This window comes from Stappia sp., assembly GCF_040110915.1.
Classification (GTDB): domain Bacteria; phylum Pseudomonadota; class Alphaproteobacteria; order Rhizobiales; family Stappiaceae; genus Stappia.
The window spans coordinates 2,903,910-2,916,583 of the sequence record NZ_CP157793.1; the positions used below are offsets into that span (position 1 = coordinate 2,903,910).

Below are 12,674 nucleotides of genomic sequence, written 5' to 3' on the forward strand. Positions count from 1 at the left end.
CGTCGACTACACCCGACAATTGTCATTGCCGGGTTGAGCAAGTGTCTTTTACCCGCGCCAGCTGAGCAGCCAGCGCTCCGCGCGGCCGATGAGCCAGCCGACGATCAGGCCGAGCATCGACAGGATCGCCACGCCGGCGAGCAACTGATCGGTGGCGAACAGGCTGCCGGCCATCAGGATATAGGCGCCGACGCCGTATTCCGCGCCGATCATCTCCGCCGCGACCAGCAGGATGATCGCGATGGAGGCGGAAATCCGGCACCCGGACAGGATCGCCGGCATGGCGCCCGGCAGGATGATCTTGCGCACGATCGAGGTCCAGCTCAGTCCGAAGGACTGGCCCATGCGCACCAGCGAGCGGTCGACATTGTCGACGCCGCCATAGGTCGCGATGACGGTGGGAAAGAACGAGCCGAACAGGATGGTGGCGACCTTCGAGCCCTCGCCGATGCCGAACCAGATGACGAAGAGCGGCAGCAGCGCGATCTTGGGGATCGGAAACAGGGCCGAGACGAGCGGCAAGAGGCCCGCGCGGGCGAAGGAAAACAGGCCGATCATGAAGCCGACCAGCACGCCGAGCGAGGTGCCCAGCGTCCAGCCGATGACGAGGCGCTGCAGAGACGCCTCGAGATGACGCCAGAGCTGCCCGGTCTCGATCAGCTGGCCGAAGGCTTCCGCCGCCTCGCTCGGCGCCGGCAGCACGAGATTGCTGATCACGCCCGTCCGCGAGCCCGCTTCCCAGGCCAGAATGAGCCCGACGAAAACCAGCGGACCGACAAACCGGACGCGCACCGGCCGGAACCCGCCGCCGCGATAGGGAACGGGACGGGCCTCGCCGCTTCCGCGCGCGGCCTCGGTCGTCCCCGTCGCGTCGACTGGTTGCGACGCGTTGGCCGGCGGGGTGGCCGACGGGGCGGCATGGTCAAGCTGCGTCATCGGCAAGCTCCCGGTCGGCGGCGCGCGCCTCGTCGCGCAACAGGTGCCACAACTCGCGCTGGATGCGGTCCAGGTCGGGGTCGGGCGTCGCCCGATCCGCAAGGTCGCGGTCGATCTCCACGATGGTGCGGATGCGCCCGGGCCGGCGCGACAGCACCACGATCCGGTGCCCGAGCCGCACCGCCTCGGCGAGATTGTGGGTGACATAACAGGCGGTGAAGCGCTCGCGCTGCCACAGGGCGACCAGATCGTCCATCAGCAGTTCCCGCGTCTGGCTGTCGAGCGCCGACAGCGGCTCGTCCATCAGCATCACCGCCGGACGCACGCTCAGCGCCCGGGCGATCGCCACCCGCTGCTTCATGCCGCCGGACAGCTGGCGCGGCAGCGCGTCGCGGAAATCGCTCAGGCCCGTGCGCGCCAGCACGTCGTCGACGATCTCCCGCCGCGCGACGGCCGACAGGCCGTGATCCTCCAGTACCAGCGACACATTGCCGGCCACGCTGCGCCAGGGCAGCAGGGCGAAGTCCTGGAACACATAGGTCAGCGGGTTGAGCGAGCCCTCCGGCGCCCGGCCGGAGGTGAGCACCTCGCCGCGCTCGGGACGCTCCAGGCCGCCGAGGAAGCGGAGCAAGGTGGACTTGCCGCATCCCGACGGCCCGATCAGGCACACGATCTCCCCCGCGCCGACGGCGAGGTCGATGTCGCTCAGGACCTGCGTGTCGCCATAGCGATGCGACACGCCGCGCAGAAGGAGATCCATCGGGCTTTTCCGGTCAGGTCAGGGAAACCCGCGCCTCAGTCGGTCTCGACGAAGCGCGTGTCGACCAGCATGTCGAGCGTCACCGTCTCCGGCACCAGTCCTTCCGACTTGAACCAGTCGAGCTGGTCGGAGACCGAGGACAGCGTCAGACGCGCGCCCTCGTTGACGCGCATGGCACCGTTGCGGATCGACGGCGCGGCCTTTTCGTAGGGCCGCTCGACATAGACATACTTGTGGATGAGACGGACCATGTCCTCGGCCGCCGCCTCGCCGGCGGTCTTGTCGACCAGGGCGGCGTTGAAGTCGGCCGCGCCCTTCGCGAAGGCGCCGAGGAAGCGCTCGACGAGTTCCGGGCGGTCCGTCACGTTTTCGGTGGAGGTGAACACCGTGGTCACCTGATAGTTCGGGATGTAGTCGGCGACCATGCCGATCGCCTCGATCTCCTCCCCGCCGGCGAGCGCCTTGCCGATATGCGGCACGATCGTCCAGCCATCGATCTGCCCGGTCTTCAGCGCACCGATGATCGCCCCGACCTTCTGCAGCGGCCGCAGGGTGATCTCGGAGCGATCGAAGCCTTCCTTGTCGGCGATCTTGTGCGCCATGTAGTGGAAGGAGGAGCCGGCCTGGGTGATGCCGAAGCTGCGCCCCTTGAGATCGGCCGGCGTGGTGACGCCGGCGTCATAGGCGGCCCTGGAGACCAGGATCATCTGTCCGTCGATGCCGGCCTCTTCCTGCAGCGCCCCGCCGACCACCTTGATCGCGCCCTTCTCGGCGAGATTGATCAGTCCGCCCGACACCGCCGTCACGCCGAAGTCGACATCGCCGGAGGCAATCGCCACCGCCATCGGCTGCGCCGCCTGGAAGAACTTGAACTCGACCTCCAGCCCCTCGTCGGCGAAATAGCCGCGCTCGAAGGCGACGAAGCTCGGCGCATGCGAGGTGAAGCGCAGGGCGCCGACGGTGATCTTGTCGGCCGCGACGCCGGGCACCGGCGCGGTCACGGCGCAGGCAAGGGCGAGACCGGCGACCGCCAGCCCCTTGACCAGGGCGCGTTTGCTGACCAGAGCGCGTTTGCTGAAGTTTCTCATGGCATCCTCCCGTCGACCCGGTCCCCGCCGACGGCACCGCTGCGCGCCATCGACATCCGGCCTCGGTCTGTGATTTTCGATCGGCGGGTCATAGCATGCGTCCGCCGGAGCCGGAAGGGGCGCCGGCGCCCGGCTACAGCCGGCTCGCGGCGACGCCGAAGGTGATCGCCCCGATGGGCCGCCCGGTCGCGGGGTCGACGATCGCCGTGCTCACGTGGATCTGGAGCGCGCCGGTGGACGGGTCGCGGCGCATCGGCCCGAGATGCACCGCGCCGGGGCCGACGAGAAAGGTCTTGCGCCATTTCGCCTCGTCGCCCTGCCAGTAGTCGCTGGTCGCGGCGCTCTGTCCCACGTTCAGCCCCCGGGCGTCCATCACGAAGATCTCGGTGAAAAGCCCGTTGCTGGCCCGCTGCGTGTCCGAAAGGAAGGCGGACAGGTCGTTGGTGAGCACCGCGTCGATCAAGTCAAGGTTGCCCGTCATCATCTCGGCCTGCCACTGCGCATCCAGGGCCGCGATGCGGGCCGCGTCATAACCGGCGGTCCTGGTGTTGTGGGCGATCACGGCCTCGACCACCATCTCGTAGGCGGCGATGTCCCTGATCACCCCCTTCGCCAGTGCAAGCAGGGCCGCATGATGCTCCTCGGCCCGCGCGCCCGCGCCGCACAGGCCGATCACGGCCGTCAGGATCGAAAGAACTGCGACGCGCCTGGTCATGACGATGCTCTGCCGTATCGCACGGCCTGCCCCCGAAAACCGATCCGACACCGTGCCAGAAGCAACGGCGGTCTTGCGGCGATACAATTTCGCGACGGGCCGTACAAGCCGAAATCGCCGTGCCTGCGCATGCAACCGGGGGCTCGGTCGACACGCACGCCTTGCCCTTCGCGCCGGCTTCCGCTAAGAGACGCGCGCGCACCTGCACCCCTGGAGGCGGCGCATGCGGGCCTCGTGCGGCCTGCGGACCGCGAGACGTCGGTCCGCATCGCCTGGCGGCGGCCCGTTTTCTCAAGACACCAAGGAGAATTGCCATGGCTGAAGGCTATGTGCTGAAGGCTTCGGCGAGGGATCGGGTCGGCAAGGGGGCCGCTCGGGCACTTCGTCGTCAGGGCCTCATCCCCGCCGTGATCTACGGCGACAAGAAAGCTGCTCTTCCGATTGCGATCCCCTCGAAGGAAGCGACCCTCGCGCTCTACCGCGGCGGCTTCATGACCAACCTCGGCATCATCGAGGTCGACGGCGAGAAGCACACCGTCATCGCGAAGGACTATCAGCTCGAGCCGGTGCGCGACTTTCTGATCCACATCGACTTCCTGCGGGTGGCGAAGGGGTCGACCCTGACTGTCGACATTCCGGTCCACTTCGTCAACGAAGAGAAATGCCCGGGCATCAAGGCCGGCGGCGTGCTGAACGTGGTCCGTCACACGGTCGAGATGACCGTGCCGGCCGACAGCATCCCCGAGGCGCTGATCGTGGACCTTGCCAAGGCGGAAGCCGGCGACTCGATCCATATCTCGGCCGTCGACATCCCGCAGGGCTGCACGCCGACGATCACCGATCGCGACTTCACCATCGCGACGATCGCCGCGCCGGGCGGTGGCGCCGGTGCGGACGCCGAAGAGGCCGAGGAAGAGGCCGAAACGGAAGAATGAGGCCGTTGCCCGCCCGGATCGCGATCCGGCGGGCACCCCTCGCCGGTCGCGTTTGACGGAGAGCCCCTCATGCGTCTCATCGTCGGCCTCGGCAATCCGGGGCCAAAATACGCCCGCAACCGGCACAACATCGGGTTCATGGCCGTGGACGCGATCCACGACCGCCATCCGGGCTTCGGCCCCTGGCGGTCGCGCTTCCACGCCGAGGTCTGCGAGGGAACGCTGGAGGGCGAAAAGGTCCTCCTGATGAAACCGCAGACCTACATGAACGAGTCGGGCCGGGCCGTCGGCGAGGCGGCCCGGTTCTTCAAGCTCACGCCGGCCGATGTCATCGTGTTCTACGACGAACTGGATCTCGCGCCCGGCAAGGTGCGGATCAAGACCGGCGGCGGCAGCGGCGGCCACAATGGCATCCGCTCCATCGACGCGCATCTGGGCAAGGACTACGCCCGCGTGCGCCTCGGCATCGGGCATCCCGGCCACAAGGACCGCGTGACGGCCCATGTGCTCGGCGATTTCGCCAAGGCCGACAGCGACTGGCTCGATCCCCTGCTGGAGGAGACGGGCCGCGAGATCGGCCTGCTCCTGGCGGACAACGCCGGGGAATTCTGCAACCGGCTTCATCGCGCGCTCGCCCCTTCCCCCCCGTCCGCGCGCAAGACGCCGAAACCCGCAGCGGCCACCGCCGGACGGGCGGAGACGCGCAGCGCATCGACACGCGACACCTCCAAAACGGGGAGCGACCGCGCGCGCGGGCCCCTCGCCGAGCAACTGTCCCGGCTTCTGGGAAAGAAGGACTGACACGACATGGGTTTTCAGTGCGGCATCGTCGGCTTGCCGAACGTGGGCAAGTCCACGCTGTTCAATGCCTTGACCAAGACGGCGGCGGCGCAGGCCGCCAATTACCCCTTCTGCACGATCGAACCCAACACCGGCGAGGTGGCGGTGCCCGATCCGCGGCTGCGCCGCATCGCGGAGATCGCCAAGTCCGCCAATGTCGTGCCGACCCGCCTCACCTTCGTCGACATCGCCGGCCTGGTGCGCGGCGCGTCCAAGGGCGAGGGCCTCGGCAACCAGTTCCTTGCCAACATCCGCGAAGTCGACGCCATCGCCCATGTGCTGCGCTGCTTCGAGGATGACGACATCACCCATGTCGACGGGAAGATCGACCCGATCGCCGACGACCAGACCGTCGAGACCGAGCTGATGGTCGCCGACATGGAGAGCCTGGAACGCCGCCTGGCGCCGCTCAAGAAGAAGGCGACCGGCGGCGACAAGGAAGCCAAGGCGCTGATCCCGATCATGGAAGGCGCGCTGGCGCTGTTGCAGGAGGGCAAGCCCGCCCGGCTGTTCGACGTCTCCACGCCCGAGGAGCAGAAGCTCCTGACGGGGCTGAACCTGCTGACCACCAAGCCGATCCTCTATGTCTGCAACGTTGACGAGGGGTCGGCGGCCACCGGCAACGCCCAGTCGCAGCGGGTGCAGGAGATGGCGGCGGCGGAAGGCGCGGCCTGCGTCGTCATCTCGGCGGCGATCGAGTCCGAGATCGCCCAGCTCGATGACGCCGAACAGGCGGAATACCTGGAGACCATGGGTCTCGAGGAGCCCGGCCTCGACCGGCTGATTCGCGCCGGCTACGACCTGCTGGAGCTGATCACCTATTTCACCGCCGGCCCGAAGGAGGCCCGTGCCTGGACCGTGCGCCGGGGCACCAAGGCGCCGCAGGCGGCCGGCGTGATCCACACCGATTTCGAACGCGGCTTCATCCGCGCCCAGACCATCGCCTTCGACGATTACGTCGCGCTCGGCGGCGAAACCGGAGCCAAGGACGCGGGCAAGGCGCGCGACGAGGGCAAGGAGTACGTCGTCAAGGACGGCGACGTGATGCTGTTCAAGTTCAACACCTGACAGCGGCCGGACGCGATCGGGCGTCCTCGTTTTCCCCATGCCGGACGCGCCCGCGCGCGCCCTTTTTCTGGTTCGGACGCGCCCGCGCGTCCGCAGACTGCTGACAAAGCCTTGCAAGGTCGTCATCCCGGACGCCGCGTAGCGGAGATCCGGGATCGGAGAGGCAGGGAGCCCGCTTGGGGCACCCTTTAGAGCAAGAAGGGTTGTTGGCTCTCCGATACCGGGTCGCGCTGACGCTTGCCCGGTATGACGACAAAGGAGTTTCCACCCCTTGTCATCAAGCTCAGGACGCGCCCGCGCGTCCGGCTTTTTCGTTTCTTAAGGTCCGTCTTCTAGGGATCGCGGCGGAGGAGGTCCTCCTTCGTTCCATCTTCAAGAGGCTGACCCATGACACATCGTAGACTGCTCGCCGCCTTCACCGCCGCCCTCATGGCGGGAACCAGCCTGCTTCCGACCGTGGCCGACGCCTGCACCCGCGCGCTCTATGTGGGCGACGAGAACACCGTCATCACCGGCCGCAACATGGATTGGGTCGAGGACATGCAGACCGACCTGTGGCTCTTCCCGCGCGGGATGGAGCGCAGCGGCAACGCCGGTCCCGACAGCCCGACCTGGACCTCCAAATACGGCAGCGTGATCGCGTCCGGCTACAACATCGCCACCGCCGACGGGATGAACGAGAAGGGTCTGGCGGTCAATCTGCTCTACCTGGCCGAATCCGACTACGGCGAGCCCGGCAACGGCGCTCCGATGATGGTCGGCGTCTGGCCGCAGTATCTGCTCGACAATTTCGCCTCCGTGGCGGAAGCGGTGACGGCCATGCAGGACGCGCCCCTGCATATTGTCGCCCCCGACCTTCCTAACGGCTCGAAGTCGACGCTGCATGTCTCGATCTCCGATCCGAGCGGCGATTCGGCGATCTTCGAGTATCTCGACGGCAAGCTGGTGGTTCATCACGGCAAGGACTACAAGGTGATGACCAACTCGCCGACCTACGACGAACAGCTTGCGCTGACCGCCTATTGGGACAAGATCGGCGGCACCGCCTTCCTGCCGGGCACCGCCAGCGCCGCGGACCGCTTCGTGCGCGCGTCGTTCCTGCTGAACGCCACCACCAAGAGCGCGGACGAGCATTTCCTCGCCGCCGTTCCGGGGCAGAGCTACGCCAATCAGGCGGTCGCGCAGACGCTCTCGGTGATGCGCGGGGTTTCGGTGCCGCTGGGGATCAGCACGCCGGGACAGCCGAACATCGCCTCGACCCTGTGGCGCACCGCGGCCGATCACAAGAACATGGTCTATTACTTCGATTCCGCGACCACCCCGAACACCTTCTGGGTCGACTTCGCGGATCTGGACTTCTCGGAAGGCACCGCGCCGAAGAAGCTGCCGATCGCCGGCGGCAAATACTACGCCGGCAACGCGGCCGAGCATTTCGTGGAGGCCGAGCCCTTCGCGTTCATGTCCGCCGAGTAACGCACTGCGTCACCGGCGGCGGGGCACCCATATGCCCCGCCGCCGGGCGACACCGCATGCGTGCACACCCTCTCGACAGTCGGGCGAGACTGCGTATAGATCAAGCGCATGAGCACGTTCCGCAGTTTCGAGGACTTCCGCCCGGGCGACACGCTCGACCTCGGCGCGAAGACCGTCACCCGCGATGAAATCATCGCCTTCGCGCGCGATTTCGATCCCCAGCCCTTCCATCTCGACGAGGCCGCCGGCGAGGCGTCGCTGCTCGGCGGGCTCGCCGCCTCGGGCTGGCACACGATCTCCATGCTCATGCGCCTGCTGTGCGACAATCTCCTGCTCGCATCCACCTGCAAGGGCTCTCCGGGCGTGGAGGAAGTGCGCTGGATGCGCCCCGTCCATCCCGGCGACCGGCTGAGCGCCAAGGCCGAGGTGCTGTCCGCGCGGGCGCTGAAGTCGCGCCCCACGCTGGGTCTCGTGGAGTTCCTGATGACGGTGACCAACCAGGACGGCGCGCCCGTGATGACGCAGAAGAACGCCATCCTGTTCGAGCGACGCGAGGCGGCGGCATGACCTGGTTCGAGGATCTCGAGATCGGCGCGCGCCGCGACCTCGGCGCCTATACCTTCACGGCGGAAGAGATCGTGCGCTTCGCGCGCGCCTTCGACCCCCAGCCCTTTCATCTGTCCGACGAGGCGGCAAGGGCCACCCACTTCGGCGCGCTCTGCGCCTCGGGCTGGCACACCGCCGCGGTGTGGATGAAACTCATGGTCGCCCACATGCAGGCCGAACAGGCTGCCTCGGGGACCGCCCCGCGCTTCGGCCCCTCGCCCGGCTTCACCGACCTGAAGTGGATCCGCCCCGTCTTCGCCGGCGACACGATCCGCTACACGTCCGTGCTCACCGACAAGAAGGATCTGAAGTCCCGCCCCGGCTGGGGACTGCTTGTCCACGCCAACGAGGGCGTCAACCAGGACGGCGTCACCGTCTTTTCCTTCATCGGCAAGGTGCTGGTCGCGAAGAAGCCGGTCGCGGCAGACGCGGACGCCCCGGCGGGCACCGGCTGAACACGCCGCCTACGGGCGCCAGGCCGGCGCCGCAGGCGGCCGGTCCGTGCGCCTACACCTCGCGCACGAACATCACCTCGTCGTGGATCGGAATGCCGTATTCGCCAGTGAGCGGGATTTCCGGCTTGACCTTGCGCTCCTCGTCGATGGCGCCGGGCACCAGTTTCGCGAGCCGGAAGCCGCGTCGCTGGTAGAAGCGGAAGGCATCGAGATTGTCGTTGGAAGTGCGCACCAGAAGGCGACGGATGCCGCTCTCCACAGCCGCGCCGACGACGGCGTTCAGGAGCAGCGAGCCCGTGCCGCTCCATCGGTTGAGCGAATCGAGTGTCAGGATCTCCCACTCGGTCTCCCGCTTGATCAGGGTGACGAGTCCGGCGAGCTCCCCGTCGTCCTCGGCCAGGAAGCCCGGCAGGCGGGAGGCGTCGATGGCCTCGCCCTCGATCAGGATTTCCGGGCTGGTCCAGCGCCGTGTCAGCAAGTCGACAACCGCCGCGCGATCGTCGTCGGTGATGGAGCGAATGCTCATCGCCATGTGGTATCCCCCGAACACTGTCTGCATGATCCCGCCCGCGCGTCGCCGCGGCGGCACGGCGCCATCCTAGCGCCTGAACACCCGTTCCGTCAGTCCCCGTCGCGCTTCCCAGCCGGCGCGTTCCAGTTCCGGGTCGCGATGCGTCTCGACCGGCCACCCGATGCACAGATAGGCGATGAGACGCCAATGCGTCGACACATCGAGCGCATCCGTCACCGCATCGGGATCGAGGATCGACACCCAACCGACGCCGAGCCCCCGCGCCCGCGCCGCAAGCCACAGGGTATTGATCGCGCACACGCAGCTATAGGCGAGCATTTCCGGCATGGTGCGTCGGCCAAGACCGGCGCCCTGCCCCGTCCCCTCGTCGCAGAAGACCGCGAGATGCACCGGCGCATCCTCCAGCCCGGCGAGCTTCAGCCGCGCATAGGTCGCCGCGCGCGCGCCGGAATACTCCGCCAGGGCCTCGGCGTTCGCCGCGCGAAAGCTCTCCCGCACCCGCGCCCGCCGCGCCGCGTTGTCGACCAGGACGAATCGCCAGGGCTGGCTGTTGCCGACCGACGGCGCCAGATGCGCTTCTTCCAGGACCTCCGTCACGAGCTCCGGCGAAACCGCATCGCGCTTGAAGCGGCGCACGTCGCGCCGCCAGGCGAGCAACTCCCGAAACGCCGCGCGAAACCCGGCGTCGAAGGTCGGATCGTCCTGCGCTGCGCTCGTCATCGCCTCCTCCGCCGGCGTCCGCCCGCGCGCCGCGCGGGGTCAGTGCCCCGGAAAGGCGACGAGCGTGCGCACCGGCACGCCGAGCGCCTCGATCCTCGCCCGACCGCCGAGATCCGGCAGATCGACGATGAAACAGGCGGCGACCACATCGGCGCCGATCTGCTGCAACAGCTTCGTCGCGGCCTCCGCCGTGCCGCCGGTCGCGATCAGGTCGTCGACCAGGATCACCTTCTCGCCGGGTTTGATCGCATCCTTGTGCATCTCCATCTCGTCGAGACCGTACTCGAGCGAATAGGCGATGCGCACCGTATCGTGCGGCAGCTTCCCCTTCTTGCGGATCGGCACGAAACCGGCGGACAGCTGATGCGCGACCGCGCCGCCCAGAATGAACCCGCGCGCCTCGATGCCGGCGATCTGGTCCACCTTGGAGCCGGCCCAGGGGTGCACCAGCGCATCGACCGCGCGACGAAACGCCCGCGCGTCGCCGAGCAGCGTCGTGATGTCGCGAAAGAGGATGCCCTTCTTGGGGTAGTCGGGGATGGTGCGGATTGCCGCCAGCAGTTCATCGGACACGGAAGTCTCAGCCATCGTCGCGTCTCTCGTCCTGTCGTTGATAAGCGGCCGGGATCACCGGCCCAGAATACGTCCCGCGACCGCGTCGAGCCGGGCGACGAGGTCCGGATCGCGGTGCTCGGGCGCCGTGAGCAGCGCATAGTCGAGCGCCGTGTCGGAGCCGACCGGACAGGCTTCGTGGGTGCGCGGGAAGGTCCTGGCAAGGCGCGCGACCAGGCGACGGGCATTGTCGGCGTTTTCGTGCAGCACCTTGATGATCGCCTGGATGTCGACCGACCCGTGATCGGGATGCCAGCTGTCGTAATCGGTGACCATGGCGACGGTGGCGTAGCAGATCTCCGCCTCGCGGGCGAGCTTGGCCTCCGGCATGTTGGTCATGCCGATCACGTCGCAGCCCCAGCTGCGATAGAGTTCGCTCTCCGCGAGCGAGGAAAACTGCGGCCCCTCCATGGCGAGATAGGTGCCGCCGCGATGGATGGTGAGGTCTTCCGCGCGCGCCGCCGCCTCCACATGGTCGACCAGACGCGGCGCGACCGGATCGGCCATGGAGACATGCGCGACGCAGCCGGCGCCGAAGAAGCTCTTTTCCCGCGCGAAAGTTCGGTCGATGAACTGATCGACCAGCACGAAGGTGCCCGGCGCATAGGCCTCCTTGAGCGAGCCGCAGGCGGAGACGGAGACGAGCGAGGTCACGCCGCAGCGCTTCATCACGTCGATGTTGGCGCGATAGTTGATGTCGGAGGGCGCATAGCGGTGCCCGCGTCCGTGCCGGGGCAGAAAGATCACCTTCAGCCCCTCGATGGTGCCGACCCGCACCTGATCCGACGGCGCGCCCCAGGGGCTCTCCACCGTCTCCCAGCGCGCGTCCTCAAGCTCTGGCAGATCGTAGAGGCCGGACCCGCCGATCACGCCCAACACCGCATCCCGCATCCTGAAAACTCCCTTCGTCCGCGACGCCTCGGCCGCGTGCAATGAATTTCGCGCATCGACCTGCGCGCATGACCCCTGTCGCATGCATCGGCCGACGCCGGCTCATGGGACGGCCGGACCCGCGAACACGCAAAAAGGCCGCCGGATCGTCCGGCGGCCTTTTGTTTCTATCACATTCCGCAGGCTCAGTGCTCGACGTCGCGCCACAGGGACTTCTTGGTGAAGTAGAGCAGGGAGGCGAAGACGATCAGGAAGATCATCACGCGGAAGCCCATGCTCTTGCGCTCCTCGAGCTTCGGCTCGGCCACCCACATCATGAAGGCCGACACGTCCTTGGCGTATTGCTCGACCGTCATCGGCGTGCCGTCGGTGTACTCGACGGCCTCCTCGAAGAGCGGCGGCGCCATGGAGATCGCGTTGCCCGAAATGAACTTCGGATTGTAGTACTGGCCGGGCAGAAGGTTCACATCCTCCGGCGGATCTTCATAGCCCGTCAGCAGGTTGTAAATGTAATCCGGGCCCTGCTCCTGATACTGGGTGAAGATGTCGAAGACGAAGCCGGGGAAGCCGCTCGCCACCGCGCGCGCCTTGGCGAGCGTGGAGAAGTCGACCGGATAGGCGCCGTTGTTGGACGCCCGCGCCGCGGTCTCGTTGGGGAACGGCGACGGCCAGCGGTCGGCGAGAACCGCCGGACCCTCGACCGGGTCGCCCCATTCGTCGACGCCCTTCGGCACCATGTACTCGGCGGCGATCACCTTGGCCTGATCCTCGGTGAACTCCGGGCCGCCCGGCTGCGCCAGGTTGCGGAACGCCAGATACTCAGCCCCGTGACAGGAGGCGCAGACTTCCTTGAAGACCTTGAAGCCGCGCTGCAGCTGGGCCCGGTCGTAGCTGCCGAAGGGACCGGCGAAGGACCAGTCCTGCCGCTCGATCTCAGGCCCCTTGCCGGCGGCGAGCGCCGGCCCGGTAAAGGTCACTGCGGCGAGCGCCACCAGTGCGGCCCTGGCGGATTTGATCATCGTGTTCATGAAGGAGAACTCCCA

The 12,674-nt window shown here is 67.6% G+C and carries 15 protein-coding genes; 6 read left to right on the forward strand and 9 right to left on the reverse strand.

What is annotated here, in order from left to right; all coding sequences use genetic code 11:
- Nucleotides 1-48: 48 nt before the first annotated feature.
- The 4 genes from ABL312_RS13050 to ABL312_RS13065 form a co-directional block, all read right to left on the reverse strand.
- Nucleotides 49-936, reverse strand: a complete 888-nt coding sequence (locus ABL312_RS13050; RefSeq protein ID WP_349357822.1) for an ABC transporter permease — start codon at nt 934-936, stop codon at nt 49-51.
- Nucleotides 923-1,696, reverse strand: a complete 774-nt coding sequence (locus ABL312_RS13055; RefSeq protein WP_349357823.1) for an ABC transporter ATP-binding protein — start codon at nt 1,694-1,696, stop codon at nt 923-925. Before ABL312_RS13055 ends, ABL312_RS13050 begins: the two co-directional genes overlap by 14 nt.
- A gap of 35 nt (nt 1,697-1,731) precedes the next feature.
- On the reverse strand, nt 1,732-2,784 hold the full coding sequence (locus ABL312_RS13060; RefSeq protein WP_349357824.1) for an ABC transporter substrate-binding protein: 1,053 nt from the start codon (nt 2,782-2,784) through the stop codon (nt 1,732-1,734).
- A gap of 133 nt (nt 2,785-2,917) precedes the next feature.
- Nucleotides 2,918-3,499, reverse strand: a complete 582-nt coding sequence (locus ABL312_RS13065) for a hypothetical protein (RefSeq protein ID WP_349357825.1) — start codon at nt 3,497-3,499, stop codon at nt 2,918-2,920.
- A 314-nt stretch (nt 3,500-3,813) separates the two neighbouring features.
- Here ABL312_RS13065 and ABL312_RS13070 point away from each other — a divergent pair, with 314 nt between their 5' ends.
- The 6 genes from ABL312_RS13070 to ABL312_RS13095 all read left to right on the forward strand — a co-directional run bounded on the left by ABL312_RS13070 (nt 3,814) and on the right by ABL312_RS13095 (nt 8,876).
- Nucleotides 3,814-4,434, forward strand: coding sequence for a 50S ribosomal protein L25/general stress protein Ctc (locus ABL312_RS13070; RefSeq protein ID WP_349357826.1), 621 nt, complete (start codon nt 3,814-3,816; stop codon nt 4,432-4,434).
- Nucleotides 4,435-4,503: 69 nt separating this feature from the next.
- Nucleotides 4,504-5,235, forward strand: a complete 732-nt coding sequence (gene pth / locus ABL312_RS13075; RefSeq protein ID WP_349357827.1) for an aminoacyl-tRNA hydrolase — start codon at nt 4,504-4,506, stop codon at nt 5,233-5,235.
- A 6-nt stretch (nt 5,236-5,241) separates the two neighbouring features.
- A complete protein-coding gene (ychF, locus tag ABL312_RS13080) occupies nt 5,242-6,342 on the forward strand; it encodes a redox-regulated ATPase YchF (RefSeq protein ID WP_349357828.1) in 1,101 nt (366 codons plus the stop codon).
- A 387-nt stretch (nt 6,343-6,729) separates the two neighbouring features.
- On the forward strand, nt 6,730-7,815 hold the full coding sequence (locus ABL312_RS13085) for a linear amide C-N hydrolase (RefSeq protein ID WP_349357829.1): 1,086 nt from the start codon (nt 6,730-6,732) through the stop codon (nt 7,813-7,815).
- Nucleotides 7,816-7,923: 108 nt separating this feature from the next.
- The gene (locus tag ABL312_RS13090) at nt 7,924-8,382 is read left to right on the forward strand and encodes a MaoC family dehydratase (RefSeq protein WP_349357830.1); all 459 of its coding nucleotides are present in this window, start codon (nt 7,924-7,926) and stop codon (nt 8,380-8,382) included.
- Nucleotides 8,379-8,876, forward strand: coding sequence for a MaoC family dehydratase (locus ABL312_RS13095; RefSeq protein ID WP_349357831.1), 498 nt, complete (start codon nt 8,379-8,381; stop codon nt 8,874-8,876). Before ABL312_RS13090 ends, ABL312_RS13095 begins: the two co-directional genes overlap by 4 nt.
- Nucleotides 8,877-8,928: 52 nt before the next feature.
- Here the strand turns inward: ABL312_RS13095 and ABL312_RS13100 are convergent, their stop codons facing one another.
- From ABL312_RS13100 to ABL312_RS13120, 5 genes are all read right to left on the reverse strand, one after another.
- The gene (locus ABL312_RS13100; RefSeq protein WP_349357832.1) at nt 8,929-9,408 is read right to left on the reverse strand and encodes a GNAT family N-acetyltransferase; all 480 of its coding nucleotides are present in this window, start codon (nt 9,406-9,408) and stop codon (nt 8,929-8,931) included.
- 66 nt (nt 9,409-9,474) lie between these two features.
- Nucleotides 9,475-10,128 carry a 5,6-dimethylbenzimidazole synthase gene (bluB, locus tag ABL312_RS13105; RefSeq protein ID WP_349357833.1) on the reverse strand — a complete coding sequence of 218 codons (654 nt, stop codon included), beginning with the start codon at nt 10,126-10,128 and terminating at the stop codon, nt 9,475-9,477.
- A 39-nt stretch (nt 10,129-10,167) separates the two neighbouring features.
- On the reverse strand, nt 10,168-10,716 hold the full coding sequence (locus tag ABL312_RS13110) for an adenine phosphoribosyltransferase (RefSeq protein ID WP_349357834.1): 549 nt from the start codon (nt 10,714-10,716) through the stop codon (nt 10,168-10,170).
- 39 nt (nt 10,717-10,755) lie between these two features.
- The gene (locus ABL312_RS13115) at nt 10,756-11,631 is read right to left on the reverse strand and encodes an S-methyl-5'-thioadenosine phosphorylase (RefSeq protein WP_349357835.1); all 876 of its coding nucleotides are present in this window, start codon (nt 11,629-11,631) and stop codon (nt 10,756-10,758) included.
- 185 nt (nt 11,632-11,816) lie between these two features.
- Entirely contained in the window at nt 11,817-12,659 is an 843-nt protein-coding gene (locus ABL312_RS13120; protein ID WP_349357836.1) for a cytochrome c1, read from the reverse strand.
- Nucleotides 12,660-12,674 lie beyond the last annotated feature (15 nt).

Bases quoted from the DNA above. Each gene is read 5' to 3' on its own strand.
- ABL312_RS13050 (WP_349357822.1), bottom strand. From the start codon at position 936: ATGACGCAGCTTGACCATGCCGCCCCGTCGGCCACCCCGCCGGCCAAC.
- ABL312_RS13055 (WP_349357823.1), bottom strand. From the start codon at position 1,696: ATGGATCTCCTTCTGCGCGGCGTGTCGCATCGCTATGGCGACACGCAG.
- ABL312_RS13060 (WP_349357824.1), bottom strand. From the start codon at position 2,784: ATGAGAAACTTCAGCAAACGCGCTCTGGTCAGCAAACGCGCCCTGGTC.
- ABL312_RS13065 (WP_349357825.1), bottom strand. From the start codon at position 3,499: ATGACCAGGCGCGTCGCAGTTCTTTCGATCCTGACGGCCGTGATCGGC.
- ABL312_RS13070 (WP_349357826.1), top strand. From the start codon at position 3,814: ATGGCTGAAGGCTATGTGCTGAAGGCTTCGGCGAGGGATCGGGTCGGC.
- pth (WP_349357827.1), top strand. From the start codon at position 4,504: ATGCGTCTCATCGTCGGCCTCGGCAATCCGGGGCCAAAATACGCCCGC.
- ychF (WP_349357828.1), top strand. From the start codon at position 5,242: ATGGGTTTTCAGTGCGGCATCGTCGGCTTGCCGAACGTGGGCAAGTCC.
- ABL312_RS13085 (WP_349357829.1), top strand. From the start codon at position 6,730: ATGACACATCGTAGACTGCTCGCCGCCTTCACCGCCGCCCTCATGGCG.
- ABL312_RS13090 (WP_349357830.1), top strand. From the start codon at position 7,924: ATGAGCACGTTCCGCAGTTTCGAGGACTTCCGCCCGGGCGACACGCTC.
- ABL312_RS13095 (WP_349357831.1), top strand. From the start codon at position 8,379: ATGACCTGGTTCGAGGATCTCGAGATCGGCGCGCGCCGCGACCTCGGC.
- ABL312_RS13100 (WP_349357832.1), bottom strand. From the start codon at position 9,408: ATGGCGATGAGCATTCGCTCCATCACCGACGACGATCGCGCGGCGGTT.
- bluB (WP_349357833.1), bottom strand. From the start codon at position 10,128: ATGACGAGCGCAGCGCAGGACGATCCGACCTTCGACGCCGGGTTTCGC.
- ABL312_RS13110 (WP_349357834.1), bottom strand. From the start codon at position 10,716: ATGGCTGAGACTTCCGTGTCCGATGAACTGCTGGCGGCAATCCGCACC.
- ABL312_RS13115 (WP_349357835.1), bottom strand. From the start codon at position 11,631: ATGCGGGATGCGGTGTTGGGCGTGATCGGCGGGTCCGGCCTCTACGAT.
- ABL312_RS13120 (WP_349357836.1), bottom strand. From the start codon at position 12,659: ATGAACACGATGATCAAATCCGCCAGGGCCGCACTGGTGGCGCTCGCC.